Below are 19,919 nucleotides of genomic sequence, written 5' to 3'. Positions count from 1 at the left end.
TGCACGTCATCCAATGCTTATCAATATTGCAATTTTTGCCATTTCCTTCGTCATGGTCGGTTCATTGGCCGTGTTTCATCCGGTGAACGAGTGGGTGTGTTCCGTCAAACGTCTTCCTGTGGTCAGCCTCCTGTTGATCGGTCTTTTCACATCCGTATTGCTCACTGCGCAGAGTCAAGCGACTCTTTCGGTTGACGCGATCGACGAGAGCCGTGTGATCCGGATCTGCCTCCTGATCGTCCTCTGTCTCGTCTCGTGGGTGATTTTCAGCGTCCGCGGGTTTCCATTTTCTCGATGCTGTGCCGCACTGACCATGATGTTCTTTTTCTCCCTGTTCGCCATGAGCTCGTACATCTATTCTGTGAATCCGTTGCTGAGCTTGTGGAAAGGATTCGAGGTCTTCGCGGCAGCGTCGGTGTTCCTTGCCATCGCGGTCAGCCTCAACACGTTTGATGATATTGACGGCGCCCTGCAGGTGTTGTGGTTGATTCTCTTGTTTCTGGTGCTCACGGCTCTGGTCGGAGGCGTACTACAGCCGAAGCTCGCATTTGTCAGACAAACGTTTGGCCGAGGCAGTCAGGCGTATGAGTACTGGGGGCAATTCCCCAGAATTAACCCGAATTCCCTGACTCAATTCGGCGCCATGGTCGGCGTCGGCGGGCTGGTGGCGTTTCTCTACGGGCGAGGCATCGGCGTGCTGAGTTCCCTATGTCTGTTGGGCCTGGGGGCGCTGACGATCTATCTGGGTCACAGCCGTACGTCGCTCCTTGGGTTTCTGCTTGCAGCAGTCGCGATCTTTTGGTTTGGAAAGAAGCGTGTGTTGGGGCTGATGATGATCTCGGCGGCCGGTCTGGTCGCCCTGGCAGCCTATACCTATGTCGAGGCGTACGTCCTGCGCGGTCAATCCAAGGCCGTATTCGTCAGCATGTCCGGACGGACGGAGTTCTGGCCTGAAATTTGGCGTGCGTTCACCACGTCGCCGCTCGTCGGCCACGGCTACTATGCCGGACACCGGTCTCTCTCGATCGATGCGCTGGCGAACGTGTCGTCGGTGGATAACACATATCTGGAGGTCTTGGTGGATCTCGGTGTGATCGGACTCGGCCTATTGATGGCGGCGCTCATTTGCTCGTGCTTCTCGCTGTATGCGTGCCGTCCTTCGATACTCGGTCACCAAGACAGCCAATGGTGGAGACCGACCTGGCTGCTATTGATGAGCGCGCTGCTGCTGCTGGGCATCAGAAGTCTCACCGGTCCGACATTTCAGGTCTTGCATCCGAACCTCCTGATCTTTCTCGCCATCACGGTCTGCGCCGCCACGGCCAAACGTATCGCCAGCCAAATGGTGCAGGTTTCAGCCGACACGCTATATCCAATAGGTGAGAAATCATGAAAGTGTTGGTCGCGCATAACCACTACCGGTCGAGTGCGCCAAGCGGCGAAGATCAAGTGTTCCAGAATGAGGTGACGTTGCTGAGACGACATGGAATCGACGTGACCATTTTCGAGCGCTTCAACGACGACATCGACGATTCCAGTCTGGCCGGCAGGCTGAGAGTGGCTCATGAAACAGCCTGGTCGGACCGGAGCTATCAAGACCTCGAATGGGTTCTGCGCAAGAGCCGACCGGATGTCGTCCATTTCCATAATACGTTCCCCATCATTTCCCCGAGCGCCTATGCCGCTTGCCGGGACAACGGTGTGCCTGTCGTGCAAACCCTTCACAATTTCCGGTTGATCTGTCCCGGGGGACTTCTGCTTCGCAACGGAACTCCCTGTGAAAAGTGTATAGGCGGCGGCCTCTTCTCTGCGCTGCGTCACCGATGTTACAGAGGATCGCTGCCCGCCACGGGCGCCCTGGTCTGGATGTTGCTTTTCAATCGATGGCGAGACACGTACGGGTCGCTCGTGAATCGCTACATTGCGCTCACGGAGTTCGCTGCCGGACGTCTGATCGCCGGCGGCTTGCCGCGAGAGCGAGTCGCAATCAAGCCGAACTTTGTCTCGGACATCCATGTTCCGGGTGACGGCCAAGGAGGATTTGCCGTCTACGTCGGCCGGTTGAGCCAAGAGAAGGGCGTTCATACGCTCCTGTCTGCCTGGAAGACGGTGCAGGGCGTACCATTGAGAGTTCTCGGAGACGGTCCCTTGCGAAAGTCCTTGGAGGAATATGTCTCGCGAGAGAATTTGCCGATCCAATTTCTCGGTTTTTGCAACCGGCGAACCGTCATCGATACGGTCAGTCGCGCGGCATTTCAGATCGTGCCGTCAGAATGGTACGAAGGCTTTCCCATGGTGATTGCCGATGCCTACGCTCTTGGGACACCGATCATTGCGTCCCGTATTGGAAGTTTGGAGGAAATTGTCGAGGAGGGCGTCACAGGAACACGATTTGAAGCAGGAAATGCAGCCGATCTGGCAGCGAAAGTGCAGGCGCTTTGGCATGATCATTCCCATCGTGCCACGCTCCGTCAGGGAGCACGCCATGCCTATGAATCGAAGTTTTCGGCAGAACGGAACTTCGAAATGCTGATAGCGGTCTATGAGGCGGCGATGGGGGAGCACACTCAACTCTCAAGGAAGGCGTCATGAATCGAGAAGCCGGAGTATTGCTGGGGGTTCCCATCGATCGGAAAGCGCTCCCCGCGCTGACCGAAGAATCCGTGCAAGCGATCGACGGGTCCGTATCGCAACGGATTTTCGCCTGCGCAAATCCTCACTCCCTGGTGGTGGCCCACGATGATCCTGATTTTCAGCGGGCGTTGGTTCAAGCGGAGTTCGTCGTGGCGGACGGAGTCGGGGTATCGTTGATGGCACGCGTCACCGGTCTCCAGATCGGTCCCAGAATTGCCGGATTGGATTATTTCGCCGCCGTGTTAAACGCCCTCCAAGCCCGCGGGGCAGGGCGGGTCTTTTTTTTCGGCTCTTCACAGCGGGTACTTGATTTGATCGCCGCCAGGTTCGTCATGGAGTTTCCATCTCTGACGCTCTGCGGGGTGCTCTCTCCGCCATTCGGCGAATGGGATGAAGCCGAAAACAGCAAGATGATCCGTCACATTAACGAGGCTCGGCCGGACGTGCTATGGGTCGGGATGACCGCGCCGAAGCAGGAAAAATGGGTCGAGCGAAACAGGCGGCAACTCCGGGTGCCGGTTATCGGGTCCATTGGCGCGGTCTTTGACTTTTATGCCGGAACGTACCAACGCGCGCCCTCTTGGGTGTGCCGGATGGGATTCGAATGGATGTATCGGTTCATGCTGGAACCCCGCCGCATGTGGAAACGTAATGTTGTCTCCGCTCCGAAATTTATCTGGTTGGCCCTGCGTCATCATCTCTTCGCCGCCTGAGTATTTTCCCGAACGGGTCCCGATCGGCCTACGCTCGATAGGTACATTTGAATAGGTGCATTCGGACGCTATGCGCATCATGATGACGACGTGTGTTCCACCGTGTGTCATGTGCTTGCATGTATCGCCGTCTTGTATCGATTCAGAATTGAACTGCACTCGTAGGCTAGTCCAGACACTCATGAGACAGGACAATTATTCCCAGTTCGAATTTTCAACGAGATAGTCGTGCGCGTCTCAGGTCTGGCTCTTGCTGAGGTACAGCGTGCGTCACGTTGTACCACTTTTACGAAGGAGAAGTGTCATGAGAATGACTCAGCAATCGGCGATGAAGCGGATCATGTTTTCGGTGATCCTGCTGTTGTCGCTTGTCGGTCCGTGGACGGGTGCGGATGCGGCCCTCGTCACCTATTCGTTCACCGGCGGAGTCAGTCAAGTCAACGGTGGACTGATGCCGACGGTGAATCTGATGTCTCCGGTTTCCGGAACATTCCAGTTCGACAATAGTCCGGCCACCGGCGGAAATTACCCCGGCGTGGTCACCAACATGACGTTGGCGATCGGCGGATACACGTCGAACTACATGGCTGGTGCCAATACCGTTCAAGTGGCCAAGGGGATTGATCTTGGTGGGACGTTCGGAGACAGGTGGAGGCTTGTGACGGCGGCGACCGGTCTTCCGATCAACGGGTATTCTCCTATGCGGTTCGACCTCAACTTGGACCGTGAAGGCAGTCTCTTTGCAAACACGGACATGCAGAATCCGCCCAGCTTGTCCTCTCTCACCGGCAGCAGGTGGCGGCTGATTTTTGAAAATGCCGACGGAAACTTGGTCAGGATCCAGGGCTCTTTGAGCAGTCTCACCGCCGTCCCATTGCCGGCGGCGATGATCCTTTTTGGCGCCGGTCTGATCTCTCTGGTAGGCTTGGGTGCGGGAGGATTGCGAAGCTTCAAGGGAACGCAAGCGTAACCGTTGCGTCGCCAACACGCGAGGGCTTGGCTCCCCATCAGGGGTGCCAAGCCCTTTCTTATGAATAGGCCGACAAACGGCGTGGCACGACCATGGATCAAATGCTGCATCCTCTCGGCCGATCGACGGAGGATGCAGGGTAGAGGATTCGACGTGTCCGGACCTTCGGCCGTCGACCTTGTCCGATCATCGACTATATCCTTCTCCCGTAAGCACGGCCTCGTGACACGTTTCTTAAGACACTCGACTTTTGCGTACCACCCATGAACACCAGCCTGTCACTTATCATGAGCGCGGTCGCGGCCGTGGGCCTGCTGGGATACATGTATGCGGACAGCCTGGAGTTTCTTCTTCGTCTGTGGTGGGGAAGCGAAGATTACGGATTCGGCCTCTTCATTCCGTTTGTCTCGCTGGTCTTGATCTGGCGGCTGCGCCATCGCATCGCGGAGGTCAGGGTTGAAAAGTCTGTGTGGGGAGTCGTCATCATCACGGCGGGTTTGCTGCTGTATTGGGTGGGGGAGCTTACCACCGTATTTTTCATTCTTCACGTGTCGCTCTGGATGGTCATCGTGGGGTTGACGGTCTCGTTGATCGGAATTCCGAGAACGAGGGTCATCGCCTTTCCCCTGGGCTATCTCCTTGCGGCGATTCCTTTGCCGACGTTCATCTACGCGGGCCTCGCGAGCCAATTGCAGTTATGGTCGTCCGCTTTGGGAGTCGGGTTTCTTCAACTTGTAGGAGTCCTCGCATTTCGTGAAGGAAACGTCATCGATCTCGGTTCCGTCCAATTGCAAGTCATCGAGGCTTGCAGCGGGATCCGATACCTGTTCCCTCTGACGGCGCTGGCTCTGCTATGCGCGTACTTGTATCAGGACAAAACATGGAAGCGGGTCGTGTTGGTCGTATCCGCGATCCCCATCTCGATTCTGATCAACGGATTTCGAATCGGAGTCATCGGCATCCTGGTAGAACTGTACGGCCAAGGCGCTGCGGAAGGCTTTTACCATCTGTTCGAGGGCTGGGTGTTGTTCATGAGCAGCTTGGGAGTGCTGCTGCTCGAGATGTTGATCCTTTCCAAGATTCCCTCCAAGGGAGTCTCCGCGCGTCGCGTTCTTTCCTCGGCGAATCTGGCCATGTCCGATCGCGGAGCGCGGACGGACATACCAGTCCGTTCCTCCGCGGTCTTGCGGCCGTCCTTTCCCGGACCGGTCTATCTCTATAGCGTGGCCTTGCTCGTGCCCTTTGCCATGGCATCGGCGGCGATCGATCAACGGGAAGAGCGTCCTCCCGCGCGGGCTCAATTCGTGGATTTCCCGATGGTCCTGCAGGGCTGGAAAGGCACGTCGCTTCATCTCGAAAAACAGTTCATCGACCTTCTTCGTTTCGACGACTACGTGTTGGCTGACTACCGCGCCTCCGGCGGCAGCCCCGTCAACTTCTACAGCGCCTATTATCGGTCTCAAAAGAAGGGACAGTCCGCGCACTCGCCCCAGAGCTGTCTGCCGGGGGGCGGCTGGGAAATATCGTCCTTTGAACGTGTGACCGTTCCGTCTTCGGTCCGCTCCAGCTCGGCCATCGTCGCCAACCGCGTCCTCATCCAGAAGGAAGATCAGCGTCAGGTGGTGCTGTATTGGTTCAAGCAGCGCAATCGCGCCCTGGCCAGCGAGTATCTCGTGAAGTTTTATCTTCTGTGGGATGCGATGACGATGGACCGGACCGATGGGGCCCTGGTGAGGATTGCTTCGCTGATCGGTTCAGGAGAAACGGAAGCGTCGGCGGATCGAAGGGTCATGGAATTTGCCATGGCGATCGAACCTGAACTGAGACGATTCGTTCCAGATTAAGCACCGGCAGCGGCAGACAGTGAGTGGGGTTGTTCAGAGGAGACCAAGGGTCATACGGCGATGAATGGCGAATTATTTTTCAGCTTCATGACATCCCTTCTGGTTTGCATGGCATTGATTCCGCCATTGCGACTCATTGCCGGGCGATTTCAGATCATGGATGTGCCGGGGGATCGAAAGGTGCACGCGCATCCGGTTCCCAGAGTCGGAGGCATCGCCTTTGCCGTCGCCGCCTGTCTGTCCATTGCCTGGTGGGCACCCAAGGATCATAGGACTCTGTCGGTGCTGTTCGGCAGCCTCGTCATTCTCGGATTCGGAGTATGGGACGATCGCGTCAATCTCGGCTATCGGACCAAGCTGGTGGGGCAGTTGCTGGCGTCGCTTGCCGTGGTTTTCGTCGGCGAGATTCGCTTCCACGACATGCCCTTTGTCCTCGATATTGCCATGCCGGCTTGGGCCGGGATCCCGCTGACGCTGCTGTTCTTGGTGGCGGTGTCCAACGCGGTCAACCTGGCCGACGGGTTGGACGGACTCGCAGGGGGCTTGTCCTTCCTGAGCCTCTGCGGAATCGCATACCTTGCCTATCTCTCGAGCGATTCGATGGTCCTCATCCTGACCGTTCCGTTTCTCGGAGGACTCCTGGGCTTCCTTCGGTACAACACTTACCCGGCAAAGATTTTCATGGGTGACGGCGGAAGCCAGCTGCTCGGATTCATGATGGGCGTGCTTGCCATCGTCGTAACCGACTCGACGCGCGGGCCGTTCAGTCCGAGTTTGACGCTCTTTCTCCTCGGGTTGCCGTTTCTGGACACGCTTGGCGTCTTCGGACAACGTCTGGCCGAGGGCCGGTCTCCCTTCGTCGGCGACCGCACGCACGTTCACCACAAATTACTGGCGATCGGCCTGTCACATTTTGAGGCGGTGACGGTCATCTATGCCATCCAGGCCGGCATGGTCGGTCTGGCGTATGCGTTACGCTGGCGTTCCGATTTTCTCATTGTGCCATTGTATCTGGTCATCGCCGGAAGCGTGCTTGCCCTCTTCATCGGAGCCGGCCGCGGACTGATCGCCTTACCGGCGTCGCGGAGGCCAGGCTGGAACGCACAGGGACGGATGATAAAGTTTCTGAACGGATCCTGGCTGGCCGATCTTCCGATTCGATTTCTGGCCATCGTGGTCCCGTTTTTCCTGATTGCGACGGTCTTTCTGCCCGCGAACGTTCCCTCCGACGTGGGGTATCTCTCGATAGGTCTCTTTGCGGTTGTGTTGGTAGGACTCGCTGTGCTGCCGCGGCTCGTTCCCTATTTTGTTCGCGGCGGATTGTACGTGGGCACGACCTTCCTGCTGTACGTCCATGAAGATTCGTGGCTGCGGACTGCTTCGGGGTTCGCCGTGACTCACAACGTGTTCTTTCTCGTCGTGGCAATCATGGTGCTGCTCAGTCTCCGTTTCAGCGAGGAAAGCCGGTTTCAGACGACACCGCTCGACTACTTGATGGTGTTTCTGGCCGTCATGTTTCCGCTGCTTCCGGAGGTCAGTGTGGATGTCTCGATGCTGGGGGTACTGTCCGCCAAGTTGATCGTGCTGTTCTTTTCCTTCGAACTGTTGCTGCATTCTTTTTCAGATCGGGTGAAACAGCTAGGGTTTGTGTCGTTGTGGATCCTGTTCGGCCTGGGCATACGCGTGTGGTTCTAAAGGTGAGGCGAGGTGAAATTGTGAAACGTCAAGTGGCGCTCCTGATGCTATGCATGGTTGCGACTGCCTTTCTGGGCTGTGGAGGCCCTGAGGAGCGGAAGACGAAGTATCGCAATCTCGCGCAGGAACATATCGAAGCCGGTAACTACCCGAAGGCCAGAGTGGCGCTGCGCAACGTGCTGAAGATCGACGCAAGAGATGCAGACGCGTATTTCCTGTTCGCACAGGTCGAGGAAAAGGAAAAGAATTGGCGCAATGCCGTGAAGCTTTACCAGGAGGTTGTGGAACTGGTCCCCGATCATAGTGGGGCGTTGATTGCGCTGGCGAAATATTACCTGGAAGCGAGATTGAGCGAACATGTGACGGCCGCGGCAGACAAGGTGTTGGCCAAACAGCCTCGCCACCCCCAGGCGTTGGCGCTCAAGATCGCCGTGCTCGGTTCGACGGACGACATGGTGCCCGCGGCCGTATCAAAGGCCGAGGCCTTGTCCCAGGAGTTTCCCGCCGAACCTGACGTGGCAATTCTCCTGGCGACATTGTATCGGCAGCAGCGACGCTTTGCGAATGCGAAGGTGATCCTTCGGCGGGCTTTGCAGACGCATCCGCACGAGATGGATGTGTTGAACAATTTGCATAACACGTTACTGGAAGCCGGCGATATGAAAGGAGGAGAGGCCGTCATCCGCGTCATGATCGAAGCGGAGCCGGCGTCTTTTGACCATCGACTCAAGCTCGCCAGGTTGTTTGACACCATGGGTGCGCAGCGAGAGGCCGAATCTGTTCTCCGTGAAGCCGTCGCCCTGGATCAGGACAGCGAGGCGAGACGATTGATGTTGGCCGACTTTCTGGTTACCCGTAAGGATGTCTCTGCCGCCGAACGAGCGTTGATAGAAGCCGTCGAGCACCTTCCGCATTCTGGAAAACTCCAGTTTGCTCTTTCCGGGCTCTACCGCCGGCATGGGTCGGCGGACAAGGCGCGGGCTCGCTATCTTGAATTGGTGGACGAATACAAGGACAAGCCGATTGGCCTCGAAGCCAAAGTCAAATTGGCCGAGATGAATCTCGAGGAAGGCCGGCAGGCGGAGGCGGAACGCGAAGTAGGTGAGGCATTAAAAGACAATCCACGATCGGCGGAGGCCTTGACCCTCTCCGGCAAGATCGCATTGGCGAATCACAACGGCAAGGACGCGGTGCAGGCGTTTCGAACCGTGCTGCATGATCAGCCGGAACAGGCCACGGTTCAATTCCTGCTCGGGCAGGCCTATCTGCTGAACAAGGAACCGGCATTGGCTCGGGAAAGTTTCGAGCGCGCCGTGGCGCTGTATCCGGGGCAAGTCGATGCCCGTCGCTCTCTCGCCATTCTGGAGAGCCAGAGCGGACGACACCGCGAGGCGAGGGCCAGACTCGACGATCTTCTGAAACAACGGCCTGACGATATATCCGCGCTTGAAATGCTCATTAACCTGGACCTCCTGACCGGAAATCTCGACGAGGCGGGGCGGACCCTTGAACGTTTGCGCGGAACCGCGGGAGCCTCCTATGCGTTTCACATGGCGGAAGGGCGCTATCTCCAGGCACGGAACAGACTCGATGAGGCGGCGGCCGCCTATGCGCGCGCCGCAATGTTGGCGCCGAATGACTTGGATGCGCTCCTCGCCGTGATCAAGTTGGACATTGTACGAGGGCGGGTGGCACAAGCTCAACAAAGGCTGGAAACGATACTGGCCGCCAATCCTACCCATCGTTTTGGACATGGTCTTCTCGGAGAAGTGCTGACGCTTGCGGGGCAATATGGACCGGCCGACGAGCAGTTTCGTGAGGCGACGCGACTGCATCCCAAATGGACCGCTCCGTGGATCAACTGGGCGAGCATGTGGCTGGCGCAACGGCAGTCGGCTCGGGCGGTGCAGATTATTCAAGCGGGACTGTCGGCCGCGCCGGAGAGTGAAGAATTGTCCATGCTTCTGGCGTCGGCTCAATCGGACGGGGGTCGAATGGACGCCGCCATGCAGGCATATGAAGCGACATTGCGGATCAATCCCCGCAATATTCTGGCCGCGAACAATCTTGCGGTGCTGCTTGTGGACTACAAACGCGATCAAGTCAGTCTGCAGAAGGCTTTTGCACTGAGTCGTGATTTCGAAAAGGAAGCGCCACACCCGGCTTTTTTGGATACACTCGCCTGGGTCAGGTTGAAAATGGGACATCAGGAAGAGGCGCTCAGATTGCTCAGGGATGCCGTCGGGAAGTCTCCGGACACCTCGGTCATCAACTATCACCTGGGCATTGCCTATTATCAGTCAGGTAAGGCTTCCGAGGCCCGTGTCTATTTGACCAAGTCTCTCAAAGTGCCGGACGCATTTCCCGGCCGTGAGGAAGCTGAGCAGGTGCTCGCACAAATCAGGGGGTAACATTCGCATCATGTCTCGCGCAAACTTCTTCATGATCGCCGGCTTGAGTCTGCTCTGTTTTGTCGTGTCGTGTGCGGCAAACGTTCCGGCTCCCGGTGCATCCGACTCGGGAACTGCGGGGGCTCAGATAGGACCGGGATATCGGGTCGGTTCGGAAGACGTTCTTCTCGTGTCGGTGTGGAAGGACGAGCAACTGACCAGAGAAGTGGTTATCCGTCCCGACGGCATGTTTTCGTTTCCCCTCGTCGGAGACGTCGTAGCGGAAGACCGCACCGTTGAAGAGATCAGAGCCGATCTCGTCAAGCGGCTTATCAAGTTTATTCCTAATCCCAATGTGTCCGTCTCCGTCATGAAAGTCTTGAGCTACAAGGTATACGTGGTCGGGAGGGTCAACAAGCCCGGTGAATATCTAATCGGCCACTATACCGACGTGTTGCAGGCCTTGAGCTTGGCCGGAGGATTGACGCCCTTCGCAGGCGAGAACGACATCAAAATCGTCCGGCGTGTTAAAGGCCAGCAGCAGGTATTCCACTTTCGCTATGGCGACGTGAGGAAGGGGCATGATCTTGAGCAGAATATTCTCCTGCAGCGCGGCGACGTGGTCATGGTGCCATAGCCGTTTGAGCCCAGACCGTGTCCGAGAAACACGTGACGGAAGATGCCTTGGCGCAACATGCACCGATTGGTCAAACGGGTCATTTTATGGAGCACGCTCTTGAGCCTTACCCTGTCGAATCTTGTGGGAGCAGCGGAATGGTCGATTCTTCCGTCGATCGGGACGAAGGCGTATTACAACAGCAACTTGATCCTGACCCCCTTTCCGCATGAGGCCACCTACGGATATTGGGTGTCTCCGGCCGCGGAGTTTGCCGGAAAGACCGAGCGGTTCGAGGCCAGCGGCCGCGTGGCCGCGGATTTTGTCTCGTATTACGGAGGGGAAGCCACTCAGTTCACCAATATTTTTCTCCCGCTGACTCTGCGGTACAAAACGGAGCGCGACGTGTTCGGATTCACCGGAGGATACACGAGGGACAACACGTTGATGGGGGAACTCCTGGCCACAGGTGTGGTCTTGCGGTTTACGCAACGAGACCTCTGGTCGGCCAATCCGACCTGGACGAGAATGCTCACGGAAAAACTGTCCCTCCAAACGGCGTTTCAATTTGCCGATGCCTCGTACGAGGATGGACTGCGGCTTGGATTGGTGGACTACCAACTATTGGGCGCCTCCGCGGGCCTGGGCTACCAGTTGAATGAGCAGAATACGCTGCAGGTCACTGGCTCCTATACGAATTTTCATACGACTAATTCGTCATCGCCCTTTCGCGCCTATTTCCCCGGTGTGACGGCGGAATTCACCCATTCGTTCACCGAAACGCTGACGGCGAACGTGTACGGTGGATCGCGGTATGTCAGCTCAACCACGGAGACGGCGACCGACTCGATGAAGAGTCGCAAGACGATTTGGGTGTTTGGGGCGAGCGTGACGCAAGCGTTTGAACATGCATCGATCAAAGTCAAGGCATCGCGGGACGTGGTCCCGAGCGGCTTCGGACTGTTGATTCAGACCGATCGAATCGGCGTGCTGGCCTCGTATGACCTCACCGAAACCGTGACGGCGTCGTTCGACGCGGCCGGCTATCTCGTGTCAGGCGTTACCGATACCGCCTCTGGAGGGGCATTCCCTGGCCAGCGATACGCGCAGGCCTCGCCAAGGCTCAGCTGGAAATTCTTCGATTGGTGGAAACTGGAAGCTTCTTATACGTATGGCTGGCGCGATGTGGACACGTTCACTAATACGGCCACATCCAATGCAGCCATGCTGACGCTGACGTATTTCCCGCCCAAACTGGCAATGTCGAACTAGGAATTCATGATGCACCAACAACATTCACAATCGAGTCCGTCTTCTCAGCCGACCTTGCAGGATTTCCTGGTGGTCTTTTCCCGCAGGCGCGCCATCATGGCTTGGACGTTCGCCAGTCTCCTCGTGTTGAGTCTGACGGCTGTCTTCATGTGGCCGCCGACCTATCGATCCACCGCGACCATTCTTATCGAGGAACAGGAAATACCGTCAGACCTCGTTCGCTCGACGATTACGAGTTATGCCGACCAGCGGATTGAAACGATCAAGCAGCAAGTCATGAGCCGCACCACTTTATGGAAAGTCGTGGAGCAGTACGATCTCTATCAGGATCTCAGACGAAGAAGTCCAGTCGAAGAGGTCGTCAAGCGCTTCATCAATGATATTGAGGTGGAAGTGATCAGCGCCGATGTCGTCGACAAGCGCACCCAACATCCGACGAAAGCCACTATTGCCTTCACCGTGGCCTATCAAAGCCAGTCACCCGAACTGGCGCAGAAAGTAGCCAACGAATTGACCAGTTTATTCCTCGGCGAGAATCTGAAGAGCCGTGAGCGCCAAGCGCAGGAAGCCACGGCGTTTCTCCAGCAGGAAGCGGAAGGATTGGCCAAGCATATCAGCCATCTCGATGATCAGATCGCCGCATTCAAACAACGCGCGAAGGGTGCACTGCCAGAACTGCTCCCGCTCAACCAACAATTGATGAACCAGGCCGACCGCGAGCTGGTGGACATCGATCAGCAGAGCCGGACGCTGGAAGAACGGCGAAACTATCTGGAAGGTGAGCTGGCCACGATCAAGCCCAATACGCCGATCATGTCCGTGAACGGCGAGCGTATTCTGGATTCCGCCGAGCGTCTGCGGGCCCTACGGGCGGAGTATGCGGGGGCCTCCGCGAACTTCTCCTTGGATCATCCGGACATCATCAAGATGAGTCAGGAGATCGAGGCCCTTGAACGAGAGACAGGCCTTCGTTCAGAGCCGGAAGAAGCATCGAAAGCGTTGATCGATGCCCGCGCGACCATGGCCACGCAGTCCGATCGACTTGGCAAGGATCATCCGGATGTTGTCGCCACACAACGAAAGATCGGCGCCTTGGAGCGGGAAGTGCACCGGTTGAGTGGCGCCAGGGCAAAAGCCCCGTCCATCCGGCCGGAGAATCCGGCGTATATCAACCTCCAGGCACAGCTCAATTCAGCCGTCTCCTCTTTGGACGCCCTCAGAAAAACCAGAGCGGATGTGAAGCGACGACTACAGGAATACACGACGCGATTGGAGCGAACCCCGGAATTGGAGCCGGCATATCTGACGCTGACACGGGATCGCGACACGTCGGCGCAGAAGTATCAGGATATTCGATCCCGACTGCTGGAGGCCAAGGTGTCGGAAGGGTTGGAAGTGCAGCGGAAAGGTGAACGGTTTTCCCTCATTGATCCGCCGAGCTTGCCGGAGAAGCCAGACAAGCCGAATCGGCTGGCGTTGGCGTTCGTGGGAATCATCCTGGCTACAGTGGGCGGATTGGGGGCCGGATTGGCGGTGGACGCATTGGACCATTCCATCCGCACGCCGGAGCAATTGGCTCAGCTGACGCAATTGTTCCCTCTGGCCGTCATTCCGTTCATGCCCAATGAGGAGGATTTGGCTCAAAGCCTCCGTCGGCGTCTGGTGTTCAAGGGGGTGGGACTGGGCGCAGCGGTATCGGTGCTGACGGCCATCCATGTGTTTATCGTGCCGTTGGACGTACTGTGGTTCGGAATGATGAAACGATTTGGAATCGACTAGCCGACTAAGCTGACAACGTCAATACGAGAGGATTGATCATGGATCGGTTACGAGCGGCGGTTCAATTGTTCAAAGATCGAGGGAAACATTCGGCGAGTCCTCGGTCGACCGGACGGAATAACGATCAGTCGGAGTTCGAGCCGATCGTCTATACACGCACGCGGTCGCTCGATGTGCCCACACCCGTCCTTCGCCGACAGCGGGTCATGGCGGCTTACGGCAAGGGCCCGTACGTCGATGCGTACAAGATCTTGCGAACGCAGATCCTGCAGCGACTTCGTCAGCACGACTGGAACGTCCTAGGCGTCACAAGTCCCGGGTACGGCGAAGGCAAGACGTTGGTGGCGGCGAATCTTGCCGTTAGCCTGGCGATGGAGATGACCCAAACCGTGTTGCTGGTCGATTCAAATTTACAAGGCCCCGGTATCCATGAAGTTTTCGGCATGGGAGCGTGCCGGGGATTGGCAGACTACTTGCTCGACAACGAGCCGGTCGAAGATCTTCTCGTTCATCCCGACATGGGACGGCTCGTGGTTCTTCCGGCGGGCCGGGCGATCCCCAACTCGGCAGAGGTGCTCATCTCGCCCAAGATGTTGGCGTTGGTCGAAGAATTCAAGCATCGCTATCCTTCCCGAGTGGTCATCTTCGATCTCCCGCCCTTGCTCCATACCGCCGACGTGCTGGCATTTTCACCCTATACCGATGCGTTACTGTTGGTCGTCGAGGAGGGAAAAACCACAGTGGAGGAACTGCAACGGGCATTGTTATTGGTAAAAGATCGACGGCCTGTCTTGGGCACGGTCATCAACAAGGCCGGCCGTTCCGATCTCAGCCCAGCAGGCATGCGAAAGTTGTTGACCCATTGAATCTCTCATGATGATTTGACCGGGAGTCCGCGTATGTACGAATCATTTTACAGTCTCAAGACGAAACCCTTCGCGCTGTTGCCCGACAGCGACTTCCTGTATGCCGGGTCGACGCATCGCGCAGCCTACAGCTTGCTGGAATACGGTTTGCTGAGCCAGGCTCCGTTCGTGGTGTTGACCGGGGATCCGGGCATGGGAAAGACGTCACTCTTGCAAAAACTCATGTCCGAGCATCGCGGGAAGTTTTCGATCGGTCTGGTGACCAACGCGCGCTATGACGTTGAGCACTTGCTGCCTTGGATTCTTCTGTCGCTGGGATTGGCGAAGAAGCGATTGGATCCCGTTGAGGCGTATCACATCTTTTCTGAGTTCCTCAGCCAGGAGTCCCGCCAGCACCGCCGGGTCATTTTGATCATCGACGAAGCGCAGAGTCTCGGTGCCGAGCTGTTGGAGGAATTGCGGTTGTTGTCCAATATGAACGACGGCAAGCAGCTGAAGCTCCAGATCATTCTTTCGGGTCAGCCGGATCTGCAGTTGTTGCTGAAACGCATCGACATGAGTCAATTCGCGCAACGGATCGTGGCGGACTATCATCTCGAGCCGTTGACCGACGTCGATACGGCCAATGTCATCAGTCACCGACTTCAGGTTGCAGGGGGACAGACCGGCCTTTTCACTAAAAGAGCGTGCGCCTTGGTGCATCGCCTGACACGTGGGAATCCACGACTCATCAATCAGGTATGCGATATCGCCTTGACCTATGGTTTTGCCGAGCAGAAGAGAGTCATCACATCGAAGATCGTCGCGCAGGCTGCTTTGGATCGGGGTAGGGGAGGAATTCTTCCCCTGGCCGGCAAGGAAGATCTGGTCACTCTGGCCAACGCTCCCGAGGATGCGGCAGAAATCGAGACCGCCCTTCCGGCTGCCCAGGCGGCCGTTTCAAATGCGGATACATCGATCATGAGGCGGGAACGGCTACCGGGAATCGATTATGACGAGGCGCTGGAGCTGAAAAAGACAGGACGATTGGATGAAGCGGTGGAAATATTCGAGCGGGTGGCCAAGAACCCCGCCTATTGGCTGCGGGCCTATGCCCAGATCGGTCTCTGTCATAGGGCGATGGGAAACACGGATGGAGCGCTGCATGCCTTTCGCACGGCATTGAACGATCAGTCGGCGTCGGGAAAAGAAGTGCTGGACGTGCAATATTTTCTCGCGAGAACGTTGGAGGCGACGGGCCAGCAGGAAGAGGCGATGTTGCTCTATCGCCGGGTCGCTCAAGCGAATTCCCACTACCGAGATGCGGCATTTCGCGCCAGGGACCTGGGAGGCCGACCCCGGCTCAAGAAACAGGGGAAGGCGTCGGCCGACGAGGACGTCTCATGGATTGGAAATTTGCAGCGCCTGATTAGCAGCCACAAGTAACATTACACGTCCGTTGAAGCTGGCATCCGGTCGTATATTGAATGTGCCTGCGCTAGATTCGCCCACCGAAGCACCTCGATAGAGTCTTTCACATACGACGGTGATCGCATCCCATTGAGCACGCAAGTCACACCTGGGGTGCTGCTGACGATCCAGAGGGCCTTACGAGAGAGCGACTCCATGCGCCGGTTTTCCGGGAGAAGGGGGTCGAGCAGTGCGGTGACGGCCAGCCTTCGCTGGCGGCTTTTTTCCGTGGCGTGATGCCGCAGACCGCGAAGCAAATTCAAGAGCTCAGGGACATAACGTTCCCGCCATTCTTCCCATCGATCCGCCATCTCTGGAGCCAGCAGGCGCGGCACCGCCTGCATGGTTTGGTTTACATGAGGAGCAATCACTTGGTGCTCGATCTGCTCCCAATGTTCCAGGCCGTGAAGGCGTCCCTCCAGTGGTTTCAGTTCGGTCGCCCAATTGAAAAAGTCGGTTGGCTGTAGACCCTGCTGCGGATTGGAAATCGAAGACGCCAGCGTGTCGCGGTACTCCTGCTCCAGTTGTCCGACCTTCTTCACTTGAGTTTCCACATCAACTGGATGGCCTTCGTGGGGAAGGTCAGCCAGCCGTAACATTCCGCCTTTCGGATCAGCCATGGCATTCAACGGCCGGTTCACCAATACCGCCAGGCGGCTTTGCCCGGCCAAACTCAAGACCGTTTGTTGCAGGCCATTTCCGGTGTTGTGAGTACGCAGCGGGCCCGCCTCAAAGAGATTCATGGGACATTGCAGCACGGCGAAGTGGTGCTGGGATTGCCCCTGTGAGGCCGCCGCTGCCTCCGCAGCGGCCAGAAAGCGAGAAAGCGACGTGGCATCCGTGGCGTCGGCTTCGGACGCGACGGAATTGGAGGAGACACCGTACCAACGGATTCGACCGAGCGCCACTTGCGATTCGAAAAATGCGAATGCATCCTGTATCCGTCGATAAAAGCTCTCGCGTATCTCTTCCAGATTCGCGTCCTTGCGACGTCCTGCCTCCGATAGGAAGTATTCTGGGTTGTGCAATAGGCAGACGTCCAATCCTTGCAATCCCAGCCGGTCGAGCGAGGCCGTCAACTGGTCGGCGAGAAACTCGGGATGAATGCAATGCCAGATCCCCTCGCCGTATTTGACCATGTCAGGATACGGGGTTCCGGATTGCTCTCGGGCCGTGGCCCGGGCCAAAGTCTGGCCCTGAACATATCCGATCTTTGAGACCATGATGAGTTCGGAACGGGACAGAGCCTCTTCCGCGTTCAGACGTCGTATGGCAAGACCGATGACTCGCTCGCTGTCGCCGTCCATGTAATTGGTGGAAGTATCGATTAAGTTCACGCCGTTTCGCAGCGCTGTTTCTAAGGCGAGAGTGTATTCCCTGTCGCTCATATCGATGCGGTATGTGCCGAAACCGACTTTGGACACGGTGAGACCGGTTGCCCCGAACGGGACGTAACCGTTTTCCAACCCGGGAGGTGCGTTGGGATGATTGACCTGCCGTGCGGCATACTTGGCGGTTCCTTCCGCCGTTGCGAAGCCGGCGAGCATCTGTCCATTGAGAGATCGGTCCCCCGCGTTTGCCGAAGAGGGCTTCTGCGCAGTATGGACTGCGGCGACTGTTTCGCCTGGATCCGTAATGGGACGCTGGCAGGTAAAATCACGGCATAGGTAGAGCGCCGTCGTTCCATTGACCGTGGTCTTGCCGGCCAAGAGTGGATGCGTTGATGTCCCGTCCACCTGATGCGTCACGGCAAGAATCCGATTGGGCAAGTAGATTGAACGTAGCGCGTCCGTGAAGCTCTGCAGTGCCGGATCCATTTCACGACCGACCAATGCGATTTCAAGGGGACCTTCCGTCACGAAATCGACGACGGCCAGGCTTTTGGCGAAGGCCTTGGGATAGCGGGTGATCTGTTTTCCATAGGCGCGAATGGCGCCGACGGCTGCCTCGCGGAAGTCCTGCCGGTCACCATGATGTGCGAGTCGTGCGAGCACGAAGGCTGCCACGGCGTTTCCGCTGGGGGTGGCGCCGTCCGGTCCTTCACGGCTGCGCATGATCAGCGTTTCGTGCTCGCGTGAACTCGTGAAAAAGCCTCCGTGTACCTCGTCTCGGAACGATGTCAGGATTAGTTCTCCGAGCGACTGCGCCGCCGACAGATAGCGGTCCATGCCGCAGGCTTCAAACAAATCAATGAGCCCTTCCGCCAGAAAGGCATAATCCTCGAGGACGCCGTCGAGATGGGCGTGCTCATTGCGTGACGTCCGCAGGAGGCGACCGGAGGCTGTCCGGTGAACGGTCAACAAAAAGTCGGCGGCCCGTCTGGATGCCTCGATGTATCGCGGCATCCCCAGCACGCGCCCCGCTTCCGCCAGGGTGCCGAGCATCATCCCATTCCATGCGGTGATCACTTTGTCGTCGAGTCCGGGAGGTTGCCGTTGTGCCCTGGATTGGTAAAGGAGGGGACGGCACCGATCGACAGTGTTCTGGAGTTCGTCAATGGAAATCCGGAGCTCCCGCGCGACCTCCTCGATCGGCCGGAGTCGGTTCGGAATACTCTGATGCTCCCAATTGCCCTGCTCGGTAATGTCGTAGCACGCGCAAAATCGGGTTGCATCTTCCTCATTCGTCAGAACGGCGCGGACCTGTGCCGGCGTCCATACGAAGAACTTGCCTTCGACTCCTTCTGAATCCGCGTCGGTTGAGGAATAGAAACCTCCGGTCTTGCCGGTCATTTCGCGTAGCACATAGTCGAGCACTTCCTGGACGATCGCGCGGTAAGCGGCCTTTCCGGTGACCTGAAAGGCTTCCAAATACGATCTGGTCAGGAGTGCGTTGTCGTAGAGCATTTTCTCGAAGTGTGGAACCAGCCACCGTTCGTCCGTGGAATACCGTGCAAATCCTCCTCCGATATGGTCGTAGATGCCGCCGGCCGACATGGCATCGAGCGTCTTCGTGACCATCTGAAGGATGCTCGGATCGCCGGAGCGCCGATGGCAGCGGAGCAACAAGGAGAGACCGGCGGCCGGGGGAAACTTTGGGGCTGAGCCGAATCCGCCGTAACGCGCGTCGAATTCATCGCGGAACTCGCGCACCGCCTCAGTCAGCACCGTCTCGCTGACCGTCATGGGGAATGTGGCATGGGCTTCCTGCGTCAAGCGATCGGTCAGTTCCTGCGCTTGGGTGCGAAGGCTACCGGAGTCTCGTTCCCAGACTTCCGCGATTTTCTTCAAAATGGCGGGAAATCCCGGGCGTCCCCATCGGTCATCCGGAGGAAAATAGGTTCCGGCAAAAAACGGCTGCTGTTCAGGGGTCAGAAACACCGTCATCGGCCAGCCACCCTGGCCTCGGTTGAGCCTGACGGTGGCCTGCATGTAGATTTCATCCAGGTCCGGCCGTTCCTCCCGATCCACTTTGACGCACACGAAGTGCCGGTTCATCAGCGCGGCGATGGATTCGTTTTCGAACGATTCGCGCTCCATCACATGGCACCAATGGCATGCGGAATAGCCGATCGACAAGAGGATCGGGCGGTTCCGTGTCCTGGCAAGCTCGAGAGCTTCGGGCCCCCATGGGAACCAGTCCACAGGATTATGGGCATGCTGAAGCAGATATGGACTCGTCTGGTGAACGAGTCGATTAGGGGGACGAGACGGCGCGGACATCTCCTCACCATAGCATTCCGTGGAAGAGG

Annotated in this window: 13 protein-coding genes; 12 read left to right on the top strand and 1 reads right to left on the bottom strand. The window is 57.4% G+C overall.

All coding sequences use genetic code 11. The features are described 5' to 3' along the window. The first annotated feature begins 13 nt into the window (after window positions 1-13). The 12 genes from NSJP_RS15765 (at window position 14) to NSJP_RS15710 (ending at window position 16,204) form a co-directional block, all read left to right on the top strand. On the top strand, window positions 14-1,393 hold the full coding sequence (locus NSJP_RS15765; protein WP_080887812.1) for an O-antigen ligase family protein: 1,380 nt from the start codon (window positions 14-16) through the stop codon (window positions 1,391-1,393). Continuing rightward, window positions 1,390-2,592 (top strand): glycosyltransferase family 4 protein, encoded by a 1,203-nt coding sequence (locus NSJP_RS15760; RefSeq protein WP_080887811.1) that lies wholly within the window; start codon window positions 1,390-1,392, stop codon window positions 2,590-2,592. The genes NSJP_RS15765 and NSJP_RS15760 overlap by 4 nt, the downstream gene beginning before the upstream one ends. Continuing rightward, entirely contained in the window at window positions 2,589-3,347 is a 759-nt protein-coding gene (locus NSJP_RS15755; RefSeq protein ID WP_080887810.1) for a WecB/TagA/CpsF family glycosyltransferase, read from the top strand. The genes NSJP_RS15760 and NSJP_RS15755 overlap by 4 nt, the downstream gene beginning before the upstream one ends. A gap of 304 nt (window positions 3,348-3,651) precedes the next feature. Next, entirely contained in the window at window positions 3,652-4,317 is a 666-nt protein-coding gene (locus NSJP_RS15750; RefSeq protein WP_080887809.1) for a hypothetical protein, read from the top strand. Window positions 4,318-4,604: 287 nt separating this feature from the next. Beyond that, a complete protein-coding gene (xrtD, locus tag NSJP_RS15745) occupies window positions 4,605-6,161 on the top strand; it encodes a VPLPA-CTERM-specific exosortase XrtD (RefSeq protein ID WP_172834390.1) in 1,557 nt (518 codons plus the stop codon). A gap of 108 nt (window positions 6,162-6,269) precedes the next feature. Next, entirely contained in the window at window positions 6,270-7,856 is a 1,587-nt protein-coding gene (locus tag NSJP_RS15740) for a glycosyltransferase family 4 protein (protein ID WP_172834389.1), read from the top strand. Between the two features lie 53 nt (window positions 7,857-7,909). Further along, the gene (locus tag NSJP_RS15735) at window positions 7,910-10,267 is read left to right on the top strand and encodes a tetratricopeptide repeat protein (RefSeq protein ID WP_172834388.1); all 2,358 of its coding nucleotides are present in this window, start codon (window positions 7,910-7,912) and stop codon (window positions 10,265-10,267) included. 10 nt (window positions 10,268-10,277) lie between these two features. Then, the gene (locus NSJP_RS15730) at window positions 10,278-10,883 is read left to right on the top strand and encodes a polysaccharide biosynthesis/export family protein (protein ID WP_080887805.1); all 606 of its coding nucleotides are present in this window, start codon (window positions 10,278-10,280) and stop codon (window positions 10,881-10,883) included. Window positions 10,884-10,925: 42 nt separating this feature from the next. After that, entirely contained in the window at window positions 10,926-12,134 is a 1,209-nt protein-coding gene (locus tag NSJP_RS15725) for a porin family protein (protein ID WP_080887804.1), read from the top strand. A 6-nt stretch (window positions 12,135-12,140) separates the two neighbouring features. Then, complete coding sequence (locus tag NSJP_RS15720; protein ID WP_080887803.1) at window positions 12,141-13,913, top strand: GumC family protein; 1,773 nt, start codon at window positions 12,141-12,143, stop codon at window positions 13,911-13,913. A gap of 38 nt (window positions 13,914-13,951) precedes the next feature. Continuing rightward, complete coding sequence (locus NSJP_RS15715; protein WP_080887802.1) at window positions 13,952-14,779, top strand: CpsD/CapB family tyrosine-protein kinase; 828 nt, start codon at window positions 13,952-13,954, stop codon at window positions 14,777-14,779. Window positions 14,780-14,812: 33 nt separating this feature from the next. Continuing rightward, entirely contained in the window at window positions 14,813-16,204 is a 1,392-nt protein-coding gene (locus NSJP_RS15710; RefSeq protein WP_080887801.1) for an AAA family ATPase, read from the top strand. 2 nt (window positions 16,205-16,206) lie between these two features. On the opposite strand, the gene NSJP_RS15705 is transcribed toward NSJP_RS15710, so the two are convergent. Then, the gene (locus NSJP_RS15705) at window positions 16,207-19,890 is read right to left on the bottom strand and encodes an aldo/keto reductase (RefSeq protein WP_080888631.1); all 3,684 of its coding nucleotides are present in this window, start codon (window positions 19,888-19,890) and stop codon (window positions 16,207-16,209) included. Between the last annotated feature and the right edge of the window lie 29 nt (window positions 19,891-19,919).

The sequence above is a fragment of the Nitrospira japonica genome (assembly GCF_900169565.1).
Taxonomy (GTDB): Bacteria; Nitrospirota; Nitrospiria; order Nitrospirales; family Nitrospiraceae; genus Nitrospira_C; species Nitrospira_C japonica_A.
Note: the sequence above shows the minus strand (reverse complement) of the source record. Positions and strands in the feature narration are given on the sequence as shown.